Here is a 16,363-nt window from a genome sequence, read left to right as displayed (position 1 = left end):
TTTATTTTTTTAAAGTTAATTGTACTAAACCACAGGCTGGAACATTAATTTCCATAACACCTTTGTTTAGTTTTAAGTCTTTTTTATTTACTAAATCTCCTTTGCAATTAAAAATACGGCAATTAAAGTTTCCAAAATCAGCATCAATTTTAATAATAACACTTTCTGATAATTTTGCATTTAAAATATCAATACTGTTAAATGATTCATCTAGTTGAACAACATGGTCGTCATGCAAACCAACAAGAAGTTTTTCACTATTACTTACTTTTTGAATAGGATAATTAGCCAAAGGTCTGTAAGGTGTAAAATGACCTTGAGTGATTAATTTTTTGTTTGCATTCCAATATTCAGTATAAAACTTTACCATTTTTAGATGGTCTTTAGGAATATCTTTAAGAATTACTGAAATTTGTGGAACCCCAAAAAGGGTATTTACCATTTGTAAAGCAGCTACTTCTAATTGCTCATTATTATGCCATGTAATCATATCTGAGTGCACAGCGGTATTTCCTGCTAACATTCTAATATCTGCAATTCTAACGCGATTCATAGTCGCATCTCCAGGACAATCAAATGCACGAAACATGTTGCCATATTTTCGCATTGCTGGACCTACATATTTTTGTCTGAACTCAATAAAAACTTCAGGATTAATCTTTTTTAAAGTGGTAATAACGTCTGTTAATAATTTATCTACTGCCGCATTTATGGAAATAAAATCCATGTCATCATTAACTTTTGGTGTATCAACATACAACCTGAAGTCATCAATAAAATCTAGTTTAAAACCATCTAAATTCCAGTCAACTAATGCGTTTTTATAAATATTGATAAGGTACGCTCTAACTTCAGGGTAGCGAGGGTCAAAAACTGGTGCCCAGCGATGATTTTCAGTTAAAAATTTACCTTTAAAACGTTTGTATGCTTTTGATTTTTTTCCACAGAAGGGTACTGAATACCAAAATCCAATTTTCATCCCTGTAGCATGAACAGATGCAACAAATTCTTTAGTTTTATATAGACGTTCAGGTTCCCAATCGCCTGTAAAATCATAGCCTCTATTACCATCATTGGTTTGCCAACCATCATCAATAATTATAGCTTTATAACCTAAATTATAAGCAAGTTTGCATTCTTCAATAAGCACATTTTCTTCTAAAGTTTGATGAAAATTGTACCAAGTAGAATAAAGTGGTACCAATGCGACATCTGGAACAGAAGTTGGTTTTAAATTTTCAAAACTCTCCCACCATTTTGACACACCCTTTAAAGCTTCAGAAAAGTGTTTTTCATCTTCATCAATTCTTAACTGAATGCTGTAATTGTCTATTTTAGATTGTTGTTCTAAAAAGAGTGTAACATGGCAGTAGAAACAATCATCTTCCTCTCTAATTTCTGCATTAAGTTCTAATTTGTTTATGGCGTTAGAACAAGCAAAGGTATGCCTGTTACTATCATCATGACCAAATAAACTAATTACTGGCGCATCAATAGAAATTCTAGACTCCATTCCAGCCATTTCCCAATCTGCTTGTATACGTTTAGCAAAATCGGTAGTTGGTTTCCAAACACCTTTTACATTATGTGCTGGAATTTTCCATTTAAGCGTTATTGGCTCAGGCTTTTTTGGAGTATCAGAAGTGATTTGAATATTATATAAAGACACATTTGAATCTTTAGAAATGGTAGTTATTTCAGTTTTGAAATTGTTACAACCACTTTTAATGGTGATGTCTTTTTTAGATGTAGTGTCGACAATGTGCTTCATTTATCAATTGTAATTGGCGATTAATTAAATGTTTATTACATAGTTTGTAATATTGATTTGAGTAAAAACCGGGTCAAACTAAAACTCGGTCTTTATTCAAAAAATCAAACTAAACTAAATCAATTTTTTTTATTATTAATTATAACCAGGGTTTTGGTTAAGGTTAGGATTTGAATCCCTCTCAGAATTTGGAATCCAGATTAATTCATGTTTTCCGTTCTCGAAAGTCCCACCACTTAATGACTTTGGGTGATATGTTTGCGACCCGTTAGTGACGTGTAAAGACGTGGAACCAAGGTAATCATCAGCTAATCCCCATCTTACTAAGTCGAAGAAACGGTGTCCTTCTCCTGCTAATTCCATAGCACGCTCGTCTATAATAGCTTGTCTTACTTCTGCTTGATTTGTTGCTGTAGTAGCTGCTAAACCAGATCCAGGTCTTTGTCTAACTTCATTTAAATAAGGTATCGCTAAACCTGTCTGATTGTCTTCGTTTAAAGCTTCTGCAAGCATTAACAATACATCAGCATATCGGATTACTCTCCAGTTATTTCCAACATTTGTTCCTAAAAAGTCAACATCTTCTCTAGAGCCTAATTCCATTCCAGAATATTTTCTTGAAAATATAGGTTCAACACCTGCATCAGTAGCGATTTGAATGTCATTCTCGTCATCTGCATTATTAGTGGAAAAATCTATTGCAAAAGGTAAATTGCCATAACCCGTAGAACCAGCATAATCATATGCTAAAGTTGCATCTCTACGCGCTATATCACCGTTATCTTCAAAAAGCTTTTTTAACCATGGATTTACTACGTGCCCTTTATCTGGAGATTTTGCAGGTGGCGCATAATCAATATGATAATTACCCATACTACCAGTACCAGGAATATCTGTACCCCAAATAAATGTGTCTTGTCCTAAATATTGTAATTCAAAAACAGATTCACTATTATTTTCATTTGTTGTAGAGAAATTGTCTCCAAATTGAGCAGCTGGCAATAAACTATATTGCCCTACTAAAGTACCTAAAGCAGTTGCTGCAGGTCCATATTGTTTCATGTATAAGTAACTTTTTCCTTTTAGGGCCGTTGCAGCACCAGATGTAGGTCTTCCTAAATTATCTCCAGTCCAGCTATCAGGTAACATGCTTTCAGCCATTTCTAAATCTGAAATAATTTGAGTCCAAACAGCATCAGAAGTCGCTTGTTCTACTAAAAGATTATCCAAATTTGGTAAATCTGTAATTAAAGGCACATTCCCATATAAGTTTAATAAATACCAATAATTAAATGCTCTTAAAAAATAAGCTTGCCCAACTAAGTTCTCTCTAGTTGTTGTGTCTGAAATCCCTTCTTCTGTAACATTAATAATGATGTTGTTACATCTAGCAATAGATTTGTAAAGTTCTTGCCAAGGTTCTGTTGCCCAACGGTCTCCAGGGTTTCCTTGTAAAGTGGACATAGCTGTATTAGATCCAAAAGGAAATACATTAAACTCATCTGAACGCAACATAGCACCCGTATGAACAATTCTACCCCAGAAAAAGGTTCCTGTAATAGGATGAAATGCACCATTTATTGCAGCTTCTACTTGCTCTACAGAAGTACCAAAATTTGCTGTTGATGTAGCATTGTTATTATTTTGCTCTAATATATCATCAGAACAAGCAACACCAATTGTCATTAATAACGTTGCCGCTATTATGCCTAATGAGGACTTTGTTTTTATTAAATTTTTCATAATCTATATTTTTTAAAACTTAGCTTGTAAACCTAACATGAATGTTCTTGCATTTGGATATGCTCTTTGATCTAAACCTCTACCAAGTAAAGGATTTACATTTGATCGTACACCTGGTACACCAGAGTTGATATTGGCTCTACCACTATTTGTTGATGCCACATCTGGATCGTAACCAGAGTAATCTGTAATAACAAAAACATTTTGAACGTTTAATGATAACCTTACGCTTTTAATCCAGTCTACACCAAGTGCGTTTTCACCAAAATTGTATCCAACTTCCATGTTTTTAAGTCTGAAATAAGACCCGTTTTCTACGAAGAAAGATGAAGGTGCTTTATTTCCTGCAGGATCATCAACAGAAGCTCTTGGAATACTGGTGTCCGTATTAGTAGGTGTCCAAGAGTTTAGCACATCGGTTAACTTACCACCATCTTGCCATAAGATATTATAATATCTACTTAAGTTATAAATTTCGTTACCAGAAACACCATTAAAGTTTAAAGCAATATCGAAATTTTTGTATTTTCCATTAAAATTAAGACCATATGTAAAATCTGGTGTTGGATTACCGATAATAGTTTGATCGTCGGAAGTTATGCCAGCTACACCATCAGTATCTACTCGTATAAAATCTCCTGTTGCAGGATCAACTTTATCTTCAACAATGTAACCGTAAAACGCTCCGACAGGACCATTAGCTTCAGTTCTATTAACAACACGTAAATCTTCATCAATTCCTGGACCTAATATTGTTGCAGGAATATCTTTTGCTTCATTTTTAAGATTGAAAGAGAAGTTTGTACCTACGTTATAAGTAAAATCACCTTCAGATTTTCTGTAAGTAACATCAAATTCAAATCCATTATTTACCAATGTTCCAGCATTTCTTGTTACAGGTAAACTAACACCTGCTGTAGAGGGAATACTAATTGGCACAAGAGCATCTTCAACATCTTTTGAATAATAATCTGCTGAAAGTGTAATAGCACTGTTTAATAATGACATATCTAAACCAATATCAAATGTTTTTGTGGTTTCCCAAACTAAACTATCATCTGCTAAAGTTGTTTGTGCTAATCCATTAGCGATTCCACCACCAAAACTTGTATTTGATTGGTTTGCTAAGAATACTGCTTGAGTTGGATAAAATACATCAGGATAAGATCCTAATTCACCATAAGACACTCTTAACTTAAAGAAATTTATAGTTTCAGATTTCCAAAAATCTTCATTAGAAATATTCCAAGCTGCAGAAACAGCAGGAAAGTAACCTACTTGGTTCGCTTTTGCAAATCTTGAAGATGCATCACGTCTTAAAGTTCCTGAAAATAAATATTTATCATTATAGTTATAATTTAATCTACCAAAATAAGATATTAAACCAGCTTCATTATCTTGACCTAATAGTATGGTTTGGTCGTTTGAAGGTAAAGCACCAACAACTCGAATACTATTTGCAGGCGTTCCTTGGCCATAGATTCCACTACTTTTTTGATTTTCAATAAAACGGGTATGTCCTAAAACTACTGATACTTTATGAACATCATTAAACGTTTTATTATAAGATAGCGTTGGCTCGAATAAAAGGTTAACATCTTCTTGATTAAATTCAGTAAGGTCATTTAAATCATTCACATTTCTTACGGCATCAACCGTACTCATAAAATATGTTGGTGTAAATTGAAAACGCTTTTGAGTTGTATAATCCACACCTAAATTAATACCCGCAGATAATTCTTCAGTAATCTCATAATCTAATTTAAGACTAGCAAAAAGTGTGCGGGTTGTTTCTAAATTATCTTCTAAAGTTGCTAATGCAAATTGATTTACACCACCAGGCCCTTGAATAGCTGATGATGGAGCTTCAAAACCACCATCGTTAGTTGCGTTTCTTAAAGCTACAGTTGGTGCTGTTGTCCCATCAAAACCATACCAGTTGTTTTCTTGTAATTTTCCTTCAGCCAATCCTAAAGATTGAGTCAATTTGAATTTACCAAACTCGTGCGTGCTGTTAAATCTAGCATTTAATCTTTTAAACCCAGAACCTACTAATATACCATCTTGATTAAAGTAGTTGATCGAAGAAAAGTAAGAAGATTTCTCACCACCTCCAGAGATAGAAAAGCCGTAATCTTCAATGATTCCACTTTGTAAGTTTTCATCTTGCCAATCTGTATTCACACCATTAGAAGATACAGTTGTAGAACTTCCATCATTTGCAAAACGTTGATTTAAGTAACTTGTATATTGTTCTCCGTTTATAAAATCTAATTTTTTACTTGGTGTATCAAAACCTATTCTAGAATTAAAAGTAACTTCTAAATCTCTGTTTTTTCTACCGTGATTTGTTTTTATTAAAACGACCCCATTGGCTGCTCTAGAACCATAAATTGCAGCTGCAGCAGCATCTTTTAGAACCGAAATGTTTTCAATATCTAATGGATTAACATAACTCATGTCATCAACAAACAAACCATCAACAATATATAATGGATCTGCGTTACTTAAAGAATTTACACCACGAATAAATACGTTTCCTTTAGCTCCTGGTTGTCCTCCTGGGTTTTCTACTTGTATACCTGTAAGTTTACCTTGTAATGCTGAAGTTGGATTACCCGCTACCGTTGTAGCAATTGCATCTCCTTTTATAGTACCAATAGAGCCAGTAAGTTCTCTTTTATTTGTTGTACCATAACCTACGATAACGACTTCATCTAAAGAAGCGGCATCTTCTACCATAGTTATTTTAAGTGTTGTTTTTCCTCCTATGACTACCTCTTGTGTTTTATAGCCAACATAGCTAATAACAAGAACATCGTTGGAGTTTACATCCGAAATAGAAAAATTTCCATCAAAATCTGTGGTGGCGCCTTTTGATGTACCTTTTACTATAATGTTAACTCCAGGTAGTGGAAATTCACTATCCGAAACCGTTCCTGAAACGGTTATTGTTTGTGCATAAGCAGTGAACCCCTGTAAGGTTAATGCTAAGCAAAATAACAATCTTAATAAACTTTTTTTCATAAGATAATTGTTTAATGTTACTTAATTTTAGTTGTTAATTTAGTATGATACAGTGTGCTACTTTTATAAATTAACATAATTGTGCTACTGTATGCTACTTTACAAATATATATAAAAAGTCCAATAAAAAAATGAAAATGAAAAAAAAATGCTATTTTTTTTATGAAATGCTTTGAAAAAGCACTGTTTTGTTACTATAATGAGTTTCTTTGAAATAGCTCTGATGATATGATTTCGTGAATTTGATCACCAGTTTTAACATATTTAGCTGATTCTCTCGCCATTTTGTTAAAATCTGTAGAAATTGTAGTAATACCACCAAAAATAATTTCTTTTATAGTAGTATCGTTGTGCGCCAAAACACCAATATCGGCCCCCACCTCATATCCTTTTCGTTTAGTATCTCTTAATACTTCCCATAAGTTGGTGTCATCAATAAAAAAGTATAGTGTGCCTTCTTCTATGCTGTTTTTAGTGTAACTTTCTTTAACTCGTCCATTAATTTTAAAATCTTTAATAAACTTGCTAAATGCTTTGAGAATGCCTTTTGGGTAATCAGAATCTTTTCTATAAAAAAGAATAAACTCATCATATTTTTTAATTGCTGGAAGTAGATTCTTTAATTGATTGTAAGTTGAATTTTCGAACTCCTGAGTTATATAAGAATAATTAGAAGGCATAGAAAGATACCTATCAATAATCAGTAATTTTTCTGCTGGAATGGTATTTAAAATGTTACTTATTTCGGGAACTTGAATAGGAGCAATAACATACATGCCGTACCTACCAGAAATTCTTGTCAATATATCCTTAAAAACATCAATATTGTTATGATGGAAAAATACATTTATAATATATTTTTTCCCTAATTCTTCCCTAAACGTATTATAAAACTCTTCTTGAAACGAATGGAACGCATATAGTACAAGTGCCACTCTAAGCTTTGTACCAGTATTCACGTCAGCAATATAGTAGCCCTTAAAGTTTTTGGATTCTACAATACCTCTTCCTTTTAATTCTTCATAGGCTCTTACAATGGTTTTACGTGCGTAACCAACATTAGCAACCATTTTATTTATAGAAGGCAACCTATCTCCTTTTTTTAATTCTTTAGCTTCTATGACATTTATAATAGCATTAACTAAGCGTTCATGTTTGGTTAAAGGTTTTACGTTTTTTAATTCGTTTATTTTATCAAAAAGTATTTTCATAAGATGAATTGAAAATTATGCGCAAAATACATCATAATATTTAATTGATAGAAAAAAGAAATTAGTAAATATTGTTCCCAAATCTATAATATCACAATATTATATTTTTAAATAAAGATTATAATTATTGAATAATAAATGAGAAAAGATACTACTGAATATTTTTATTTCATTTTTTGAATCAATACAGCTTTCATCCACTCAAAAGCTGCTTTTTGGTCATATTTTATTTCTGGCCTCAATAAAGCCTCCATATCGCCTGTGAAATTTGGGTCATTTTCTTTTTCTTCGATATTTAATAAAAATTCCTTTTTACTTGGAGGTCTGTTTCCTGTGGCAAAGGTTATGTACTCTTTAAAGCAATGAATGATTTGATCTAAATCTAGCTCTATATTTAATCTGGAATAATCCAAATCAAATAAATCTCGACCTTTACTGCGTTGATAAAGAGCTCTTAGTTTAGTTCCCAAGAGTTCATTTATGTTGTATGTTTTTATTTCTGTTTTTCCTGAAAACCATTCACTTTCAACCTTGAAAGGGAAATCTACCCAATCGAGCACATTAAAATGTTCTTTGCAGTTTATTTCTAATTTTAACCTTAACCGTATGTCTTCATATTAAGAATTGAACCTATACATAGCCTTTGCGCCATGACCACCAATTTTAGTATTTCTAGGTTCTTCTAAAAAAGTAATGACTTCTTGGAGGCGTTTCATTATTGGTTTTATAGGCCCTGGTTTAGTTTGAACCAAATCAATATCTTCGGAATACCTTGGAGCAGGATTTAAATATAATTTATGCAAAGCAGTTCCTCCTCTGAAAGCCAGATTTTCTTTAAGAAAATCATCAGAAAAAATAGCTATTAAAGTACGCCTTATAACCAAGTCTTGTTCTACCTGAGCAAACTGTTTCCAAGGTGCATGTTCTTGCCATTTGGCTATATCTGGTCTAGGAATCATATATCGTTTTCTAATTTAATATTAATATCTACTTTCCATATATTGTTAACTGCTCCAGGCTTTTCTTTTGATTTTGGACTTAGTAATACTGGGAAATAGTTGGTTGATTTTAAATGTTTTAATAGAAGTTCTTTTAATTGAGCATCTGCCTGAAGTTCTTCCAATAAAAACCCTAAGCGCTGCAACGTACTTTTATGTGGGTACCATGTTAATAGGTCTTTTAAATCTGATAGGCTAATCTCTTCCATTAATTCTTCAAGAACGGCTAACATTCTGTTTAAACCTCCTAATTTTGTTTGATAATGAATAAGGTCTACCGCCGTTAGTACTGGATCTGAAATTTTAAAGTTTCCAGCATCCGATTTTTTATTAATTACATTCCTTTTTGGCCAGTTGGAAGTTGTCAAAAACTTTAAATCTAAAGCTCCTTTCTTTATATTTAATAGCGTAGGGGTAGAAATAATTATATAATCTCGCTGAATTTGTTGATGACCAGCTCCATGCAATCTTGCGGCTGAATATAACCCTAGGTAATATGGCCTATCAATAAATTTAAATAATTTCTCTACATAGAGATCTATGGGCAGTTTTCCAAGTTTAGAATATCTTGGAGGTATTATCAAATAAAAACCTTTTCTTAAAGCAATTATTTCTCCCTTCTTGGTTAGATAAGATAAGTCGGTGGTTAAATTGGATTTGTCCTTTTGACTAACCATGTGGAGCTCATCCTTTGAAAAGGAGTATTCCTCAAGAGAAAGGCGTTCTTTTATGAAATCTGATAAATACAATCTTAGTATTTTTGCGAGCAATTTAGAAATTATTACTAATAATCTCGAATTTTTACTAAAATAATTTTACTTTTTCTCAAAAATTATATCATTCATATAAATTAAGAACACGCAAACAGCTACATGATTTAGTTTGGTCAACCCTATATCTCTACCAACTTTTTATTATAATCATCCAATACCTCACTAGGCAAAGATTTAAGATAAATTTGAGTGGTTGTTAGTCGATTATGTCCAAGCATTGATGAAATGGCTTGTAACGGAACATTTTGTAACATGGCTTGAGTAGCAAAACTATGGCGAGATACATAAGATGTTAGGCGTTGGTCAATATTACATTTTTTGGCAATTTTCTTTAACCCACTATTATATCTTTTGCGAGCCCATAATACATCTTTGTATTGAAGTTCGTATGTGTCTCTTTTGATAATTGGAAATATAAAATCGGATTTATCCTTATTTTTAATGTAAACAGTAAGTATCTCTTTTAGTTGAGGGGTAATTTTTATATCATAGGGTTTGGATGTTTTTCTTCTGAAGAATTTTACCCGTTCATCCAAGATGTTTTCAAGCTTCAGAAATGCCATATCAATAAATGAAATGCCATAAAGCATATAGGATGTTAAAAAGTAGTTTCGGTAATGAAATAGACTGTCGGTTTCTTTTAAATGTAACAGCATTATTGATTTTATACTGTTGATTTCAAGAGCCCTTTTTTCGGTTGGTGTTGTTTTTATTCTATAATTTGTAAATGGATAGGCATCTTTTGAGATAATTCCAGCTTTAATGGCTTTATTATAAATGGCTCTTATTGTTTTCATATAAACAGCTAGACCGTTGGTGGAATTTCCTCTTGAATAATGGAATTCCTCAAATTTTTTAAGAAACTCGTAATTAACTTCATTAAATTTTAAGTCATTACCCTTATTAAATTTTTCCAATATTTTGATTACAGCATAGTATGAGTTTGCATTACCATAACGTTCAACCTTTTTAAGGTCTTCAATGATGCTATTACTGTACTCAAAAAACGAAATAAAAGTAACTTTTTTAGTTATTTTATTTTTTAACTGTAAAATAGACAGATAATTAAGCTCTTCTTTTTCATTTAATTTGTCAATGATATCTATAGCTCGAATTTTTGCTTTTAATAATTTATTATTTAACTTTCTTACCGTAATAGTACTGCCAAATGATTTTTTAATTTTTTCACTATGCTCGTCCCAATATTTTAATTCTACAGAATGACCGAGACTTATGGAAGTGGTTTTCCGAAAATGACTTAACCTTAAAATAACAGGAAAGGAGTTATCTTTTTTACTTCTACGGGTATCTAAAGAAAGTTTTAAATTAGTGCTCATGATACTCAAAGGTAAAAAAAAATTTGCACGCAATTTGCACGCAAACCATTGATTTTATTTGATATCAAATAGAGCTAAAATTAATTAAATTACTGGTTATCAATATAGTATGAGGTGTTTTGATTCTGGTTGAATTGCTGTTCGTAACTCTGGCAGTCAAGAGGTCGTCGGTTCGAATCCGATCTTCTCCACCACAAAGCGTTAGTTTTAATTATTTAAAAACTGAATACTTATAATTAACGCTTCTTTTAACGCCTTTGGTAAGTTATCTTTTGGCCAAGGATGGGACCCTCCAAAAACATGATTAGCGCTTTCAATAATTTCTAGAAGGCTATTAGAATTCCAATTATTAAGATTATAAGCTTCATCAATTAAAACACTTGTGTCGGCATCGCCATGAATGATTAAATACGGTATTTTTAAATTTGAAACCGCACGTTTAATAGTTAATCGATGTTCGTTGGCTACAAAATTTTCATAAAACTGATAAAAGTGAGGCATTTGTTGTTTGGTACGGCCATTTAAAACGTATTTAACACCCTCTCTTTTCCATTCTTCTAAATTTCCAATGGTAGATGTCCTTTTTCCAAAATCGCAAACACCAGCAAGACTTATTACCTTTTTAATTCGATTGTCTTCTTCAGCCTTTATAGTTACAATACCTCCAGCTCTACTGTGTCCAATTAAACTAATATAATCTATATTAATTTCTGGTTGATATTTGGTATGATTACTTATCCAATCGATAACCGATTCGAGATCATCTAACTCTTTAGTATAGTTATTATTCCCGAAGGCTTCTAAATCAGGAAAATCTATAGGTTGCTCTACCGTTCCACCATTATATGAAAAATTAAACTTTATAAAAAAGAAGCCTGCGTTTGCAAACGCTTCCGCCATTAAATCCCAAGGCCCCCAATCTTTAAAACCTTTGTACCCATGACAAAATATAACCAATGGTTTTTGTGTCTTGTTTTTAGTGTAAAAAACATCAGCAACAATAGGTTTGTCGTGTTTTCCAGGAATGACACTGTTTTTTGTAATATTCATATTTATACTTCTTTTTCGGTAAAATCTATATTCGGATTACATATTTCTATGATTAAGTTTTTTAGCTCTGTTTCAAAATTAGCTAAAGTATCAGCCGTAATTAAAGCATCTTTACTTCTACTAGATATACTTTCCTTTTTTGCAAATTTTAAAAATCCTTTGTTCAAATTTTTAAATGATATAATTCCAGCTTCTATAGGTAAATTAATAACTCCAGTTTGATTCATCATATAAGCATAAGTAAGCACTTGAAAACTCTTGCTGTACTTTTTATAATCTGTTGTAAGATCTTCCCAATTAGAAATTTCTACCTGGCCTGATTCTACTTTACCCGTTTTATAATCAATAATCCTCGTAATGCCGTTACACTCGTCTACCCTATCAACCTTACCTTTTAATCTTACAGGATAATTAATTTCTGAGATTTTAATTTCAATATCATTATCTGCCTCAATAGCTATAATCTTTATTTGATCTCCAGCCTTTATTGCTTTTAATTCAAGATCTAAAAAGTTATTTACATAGCGCTTAGCAATCTCATAGATAATAAGATTTTTACCTTTTGTTATATCGCCTTCCTTATATTCATTTTTAAAATGATAAGTGACTCTTTTTTCTATGTCGAGTTTTAACTTTTTAACCACTTCAGTCGTCAAAAATTCACCAACAAAAGGTTTATAAAAATCCTCTAAAGTATTATGAACAACAGTTCCTAATGTATTTGCTGCAACAGTTTCTTCAACATCATTATGTTCTCTAATTTTTAAAACTTTCTGATAATAAAAATCGATAGGGTTTCTAATATAATTGGTTAATGATGAAGGTGAAAATCCGCTTTTAGCGACTTCTATTAATTTTTGTTGTAAATCACTATTCTTTTTTACCACATTTAATTCCTTTTCAATTTGCGGAACTTGTGGTGTTATTATTTTACTATTAATTTTATGAATACCTTCTAGCTCTAGCTGTGTAATAAACCTGCTTTTTTCTCCTGCAGTTAATACATCGGCCTCCGTATTATAAGTTATATAGATGTTTTTAGCACGTTGTAAAAGCTTATAAAAGTGGTAGGTGTAAACAGCGTCTTTTTCCTTAAATGTAGGTAACTTATTTTCTAGTTTAACATCGAAAGGAATAAAGGAATTATTGCTTTTCCCTGCCGGCAGAATACCTTCGTTTACCGAGGCTATAATTACGGTTTCAAAATCTAAAACACGAGACTCTAGCATTCCCATAATTTGCAAACCTTGTAGTGGTTCACCTTGAAAATCTAGAGTTTCGGTACTTAATAACTCTTTATAAACACTAAATAATGTTGAAATATCTTTAATGTGTTGATGCTCTTCATTTAATCGTTTAAGCTCGGTAAATAATTCGTTAAAACGGAAAACATATTCCAACTGCAATAAGTTGGATGCTTTATCCTTATCCAAATTAGCCTTCATAGCCAATACTAATTTAGATATGTTTTCTAGCGCAAATGGAATTGAATTATCCCAATTAGCGAATAATAAATCTATAACTGTATGGCATGCGGTAGCCATTTTTGATAAGCGCTCCTTGTTTAAGTAAACAAGATTATTTTTATCGATAGTCTGAATTATTAAAGCAGCATAGTCCACGTTTTCAATAAAAAACAATGGTCTGATAAATTGATGGGATATTATTTTAACAACATCTTTAAAATAAAATGAATTTGAATTGGTTTTATGCGATTGAAAAAGAACCTCAAATAACGATGTTAAAGGAATTGACTTTAATGGAAACCCCATAGTAACATTTAAAGCATCTATGCTTGATGGCAATGAATTAAGTACGGGTATTAACAAGTTTTCGTCGCCCAATACTACAGCCGTATTTTTTAATGAACCGTTGTTTTTTTGCAAAGATTCTAAAATACTACCAATGTGTTTAGCTTGCCCTATGTTTTTAGGAACACCAAATACAGAAATATTTTTGTCTTTGGAATAATTATCGGCTATCCAATTAAAGGGATTCTCTTTAAAAAACGGCCAATTATTTTTGTGTTGCCTTGTAAACAAGGCTGCATCGTGTTTTTTGTTTTCCATAAAAGCACGATCGACATCCCAATAAGCACTTGCTAGCTTATTTTTTAATAACTCTTGAATTATGGTTTCCTCGGAAGTATTTAACGCATTAAAACCCAAAAAAACGTGATTCTTTTTGGCGTTATTCTTAATATAGTTTTCTAGATTATTAACCGCCTCGCGATAAATTAAACCTTGATAGCCTATATTTTTGCTTAGTAAATGCTTTGAAAACGCATTATAGTAACCATATAGTTTTTTCCAAAAGGCTAAATAATTTTTAACAAAATCGGTTTGAGGTTCCTCTAACGACCAATGATTTAAATCTTGGATACTACTTAAATAATCGAATATTTTTTCTTGAGGAATAAGATATCTGTCTATTTCGTTAAAATCCTGAAGTAAAATTTGTCCCCAATTTGAAAAAGACTCAAAAGAATCTGCCTGTTCTTTTTTTGTTAATTGGATATAAATGGAATAAAACTCGAAAAGAAGCTCGGTATTAGAGGTTGATTTTATCTGGGATAAATCTTCAACAAACTCTTCAATACTTAGTATTTCTGGAGCAAAAATAGTTTTTTCTACAACCTCAGCAAGCTGATGCTTTAGGAAGAGTCCTGCTCTTTTACTAGGTAGAACAAAAGTTAATTCAGAAAAATTCTGATTATCATTTTGTAAATCATTTAAAACATCGTGAATGAAAGTTGTCATTTTATAAAAATAAAAAACGCTTCGGATATCCGAAGCGTTTTTTGTAAACTTATTTATTTAAAATTTAATTAGCTATTTCTTATTTAGCTAAGTTAATTTCTACACGTCTGTTGTTTGCTCTACCAGCTCTAGTTTTGTTAGAATCGATTGGTCTAGCCTCTCCGTATCCAAGTGCAGATAATCTGAAAGCATCAATACCATTCTCAACTAAATATTCTTTTACTGAATTAGCTCTAGAATCAGATAATCTTTGGTTTAATTGATCGCTACCAACACTATCAGTATGACCTTCAACTGTAAATTTAGCTGTTGGGTATTCTTTAAGGATACCAATTATATCAGATAATACAGCAGCAGATTGTGCTTTTATAGTTGCTTTACCAGTATCAAATAAGATAGTTTTAGCATAAGCGTTAAGTGTTGCTTGAACAGCTTGAGTTACTTCAGGGCAACCGTTGTTTGCAACAGTACCTTTAACTTCTGGACACTTATCATCTTTATCTAATACACCGTCACCGTCTTTATCAGCCCAAGGACATCCTTTGTTTGCAGAAGGACCAGCTTCGTTAGGACATTTATCATCAGCATCAGTTACACCGTCACCATCAGCATCAGGACAACCGTTTAATGCTTTTAAACCAGCAACTGTAGGACAGTTATCTTTGTTATCAGCAATACCATCACCGTCAGAATCAGGACAACCGTTAAGTTCAGCTAAACCAGCTTCGTTAGGACAATCATCTTTACTATCTTCGATTCCGTCGCCATCAGTATCAGGACAACCGTTGAAAGCTTCTAAACCAGCAACATCTGGACAAGCATCGTCTTTGTCATATATTCCGTCACCGTCAGTATCAGTTCCACCAAATTTGATAGAGATACCAGCAGTATGTTGGAAGTGTGTATCTAAGTAATCTTCAAAAGCATGTTTGTAAGCTGTTTGCACAGTTAAACCAATGTTTTCGTTAAACCATACGTTGAAACCTAAAGTTCCGTTTACAGTACCAGCACCAATTTCATCTACCCAAGTGTAACCACCACCAAGACCTAAGAAAGGATCGATAGTTGTACCTTCAAGAAAGTTGTATTTAATTGTACCATCTACACCGTAGTATGATAAATCAGATACTTCATTAGCTACATCAGGATTTACACTGATATCACCGTATTTATCAATTTTATTTAAAGATCCAGTAATTCCGAAAGAAAAACCATCGCTTAAATATTTAGATACAGAGATCGTTGATAAAGAAGGTAAAACATTCCAGTGGTCTGTCGCATTTGCAAATTCTTCTCCAAAAGACTCACTAGCGAAACCGCCTTTAGAAAGTGCTCCGTCTCCTGTAGGATAGAAATCAACTGCGTTTACCCCGATAGAAATTTGCCATGGGTTGTTTTGGTCTTGCGCATTAACGTTGCTATAACCAAGTACAAGCAACATAGCGAACAATAATCTGCTAAGATTTTTCATATTCAAAAGTTTAATTTTAAGTGTTAAATTTACTGCAAAAGTAAGTTGTTAAATGTTATTAACAAAGACAAATATATAAAAAAATAGGATAAACAAGTAGTTCGTCGATAGTTCATAATGAATTTAGATAACTTTAAGCGCTTCCCCTACACTAACTAATACCTACAACATCTTATGTAAGTCTTATTTTACGTGGGCTGCCACGAGATGCAATAGATTTCTA

Annotated in this window: 9 protein-coding genes and 1 pseudogene; all 10 read right to left on the bottom strand. The window is 32.2% G+C overall.

The features are described from left to right. Window position 1 precedes the first annotated feature (1 nt). Window positions 2–1,771 carry a glycoside hydrolase family 36 protein gene (locus tag AAFN75_RS07000; protein ID WP_411808885.1) on the bottom strand — a complete coding sequence of 590 codons (1,770 nt, stop codon included), beginning with the start codon at window positions 1,769–1,771 and terminating at the stop codon, window positions 2–4. 135 nt (window positions 1,772–1,906) lie between these two features. After that, window positions 1,907–3,514: a RagB/SusD family nutrient uptake outer membrane protein gene (locus AAFN75_RS06995; RefSeq protein ID WP_411808884.1), complete on the bottom strand. Its 1,608-nt coding sequence runs from the start codon at window positions 3,512–3,514 to the stop codon at window positions 1,907–1,909. A 12-nt stretch (window positions 3,515–3,526) separates the two neighbouring features. Continuing rightward, entirely contained in the window at window positions 3,527–6,541 is a 3,015-nt protein-coding gene (locus tag AAFN75_RS06990) for a SusC/RagA family TonB-linked outer membrane protein (protein ID WP_411808883.1), read from the bottom strand. A 194-nt stretch (window positions 6,542–6,735) separates the two neighbouring features. Then, complete coding sequence (locus AAFN75_RS06985) at window positions 6,736–7,752, bottom strand: GntR family transcriptional regulator (RefSeq protein ID WP_411808882.1); 1,017 nt, start codon at window positions 7,750–7,752, stop codon at window positions 6,736–6,738. Between the two features lie 164 nt (window positions 7,753–7,916). Next, window positions 7,917–8,711, bottom strand: a pseudogene (locus tag AAFN75_RS06980) (nucleotidyl transferase AbiEii/AbiGii toxin family protein). Then, window positions 8,708–9,499, bottom strand: a complete 792-nt coding sequence (locus tag AAFN75_RS06975; protein ID WP_411808881.1) for a type IV toxin-antitoxin system AbiEi family antitoxin — start codon at window positions 9,497–9,499, stop codon at window positions 8,708–8,710. The pseudogene AAFN75_RS06980 and the gene AAFN75_RS06975 overlap by 4 nt, the downstream one beginning before the upstream one ends. Before the next feature lie 143 nt (window positions 9,500–9,642). After that, window positions 9,643–10,860: a phage integrase SAM-like domain-containing protein gene (locus AAFN75_RS06970; RefSeq protein ID WP_411808880.1), complete on the bottom strand. Its 1,218-nt coding sequence runs from the start codon at window positions 10,858–10,860 to the stop codon at window positions 9,643–9,645. Window positions 10,861–11,067: 207 nt separating this feature from the next. After that, complete coding sequence (locus AAFN75_RS06965; protein WP_411808879.1) at window positions 11,068–11,910, bottom strand: alpha/beta hydrolase family protein; 843 nt, start codon at window positions 11,908–11,910, stop codon at window positions 11,068–11,070. Window positions 11,911–11,912: 2 nt separating this feature from the next. Next, entirely contained in the window at window positions 11,913–14,669 is a 2,757-nt protein-coding gene (locus tag AAFN75_RS06960; RefSeq protein ID WP_411808877.1) for a PD-(D/E)XK nuclease family protein, read from the bottom strand. Between the two features lie 79 nt (window positions 14,670–14,748). Continuing rightward, window positions 14,749–16,140, bottom strand: a complete 1,392-nt coding sequence (locus tag AAFN75_RS06955; protein ID WP_144114878.1) for an OmpA family protein — start codon at window positions 16,138–16,140, stop codon at window positions 14,749–14,751. Window positions 16,141–16,363 lie beyond the last annotated feature (223 nt).

The organism is Algibacter sp. AS12, from assembly GCF_046736315.1.
Taxonomy (GTDB): domain Bacteria; phylum Bacteroidota; class Bacteroidia; order Flavobacteriales; family Flavobacteriaceae; genus Algibacter_B; species Algibacter_B amylolyticus.
The sequence above is the reverse complement of the archived record's forward strand: the minus strand, read 5'-3'. Positions and strand labels throughout refer to the sequence as shown.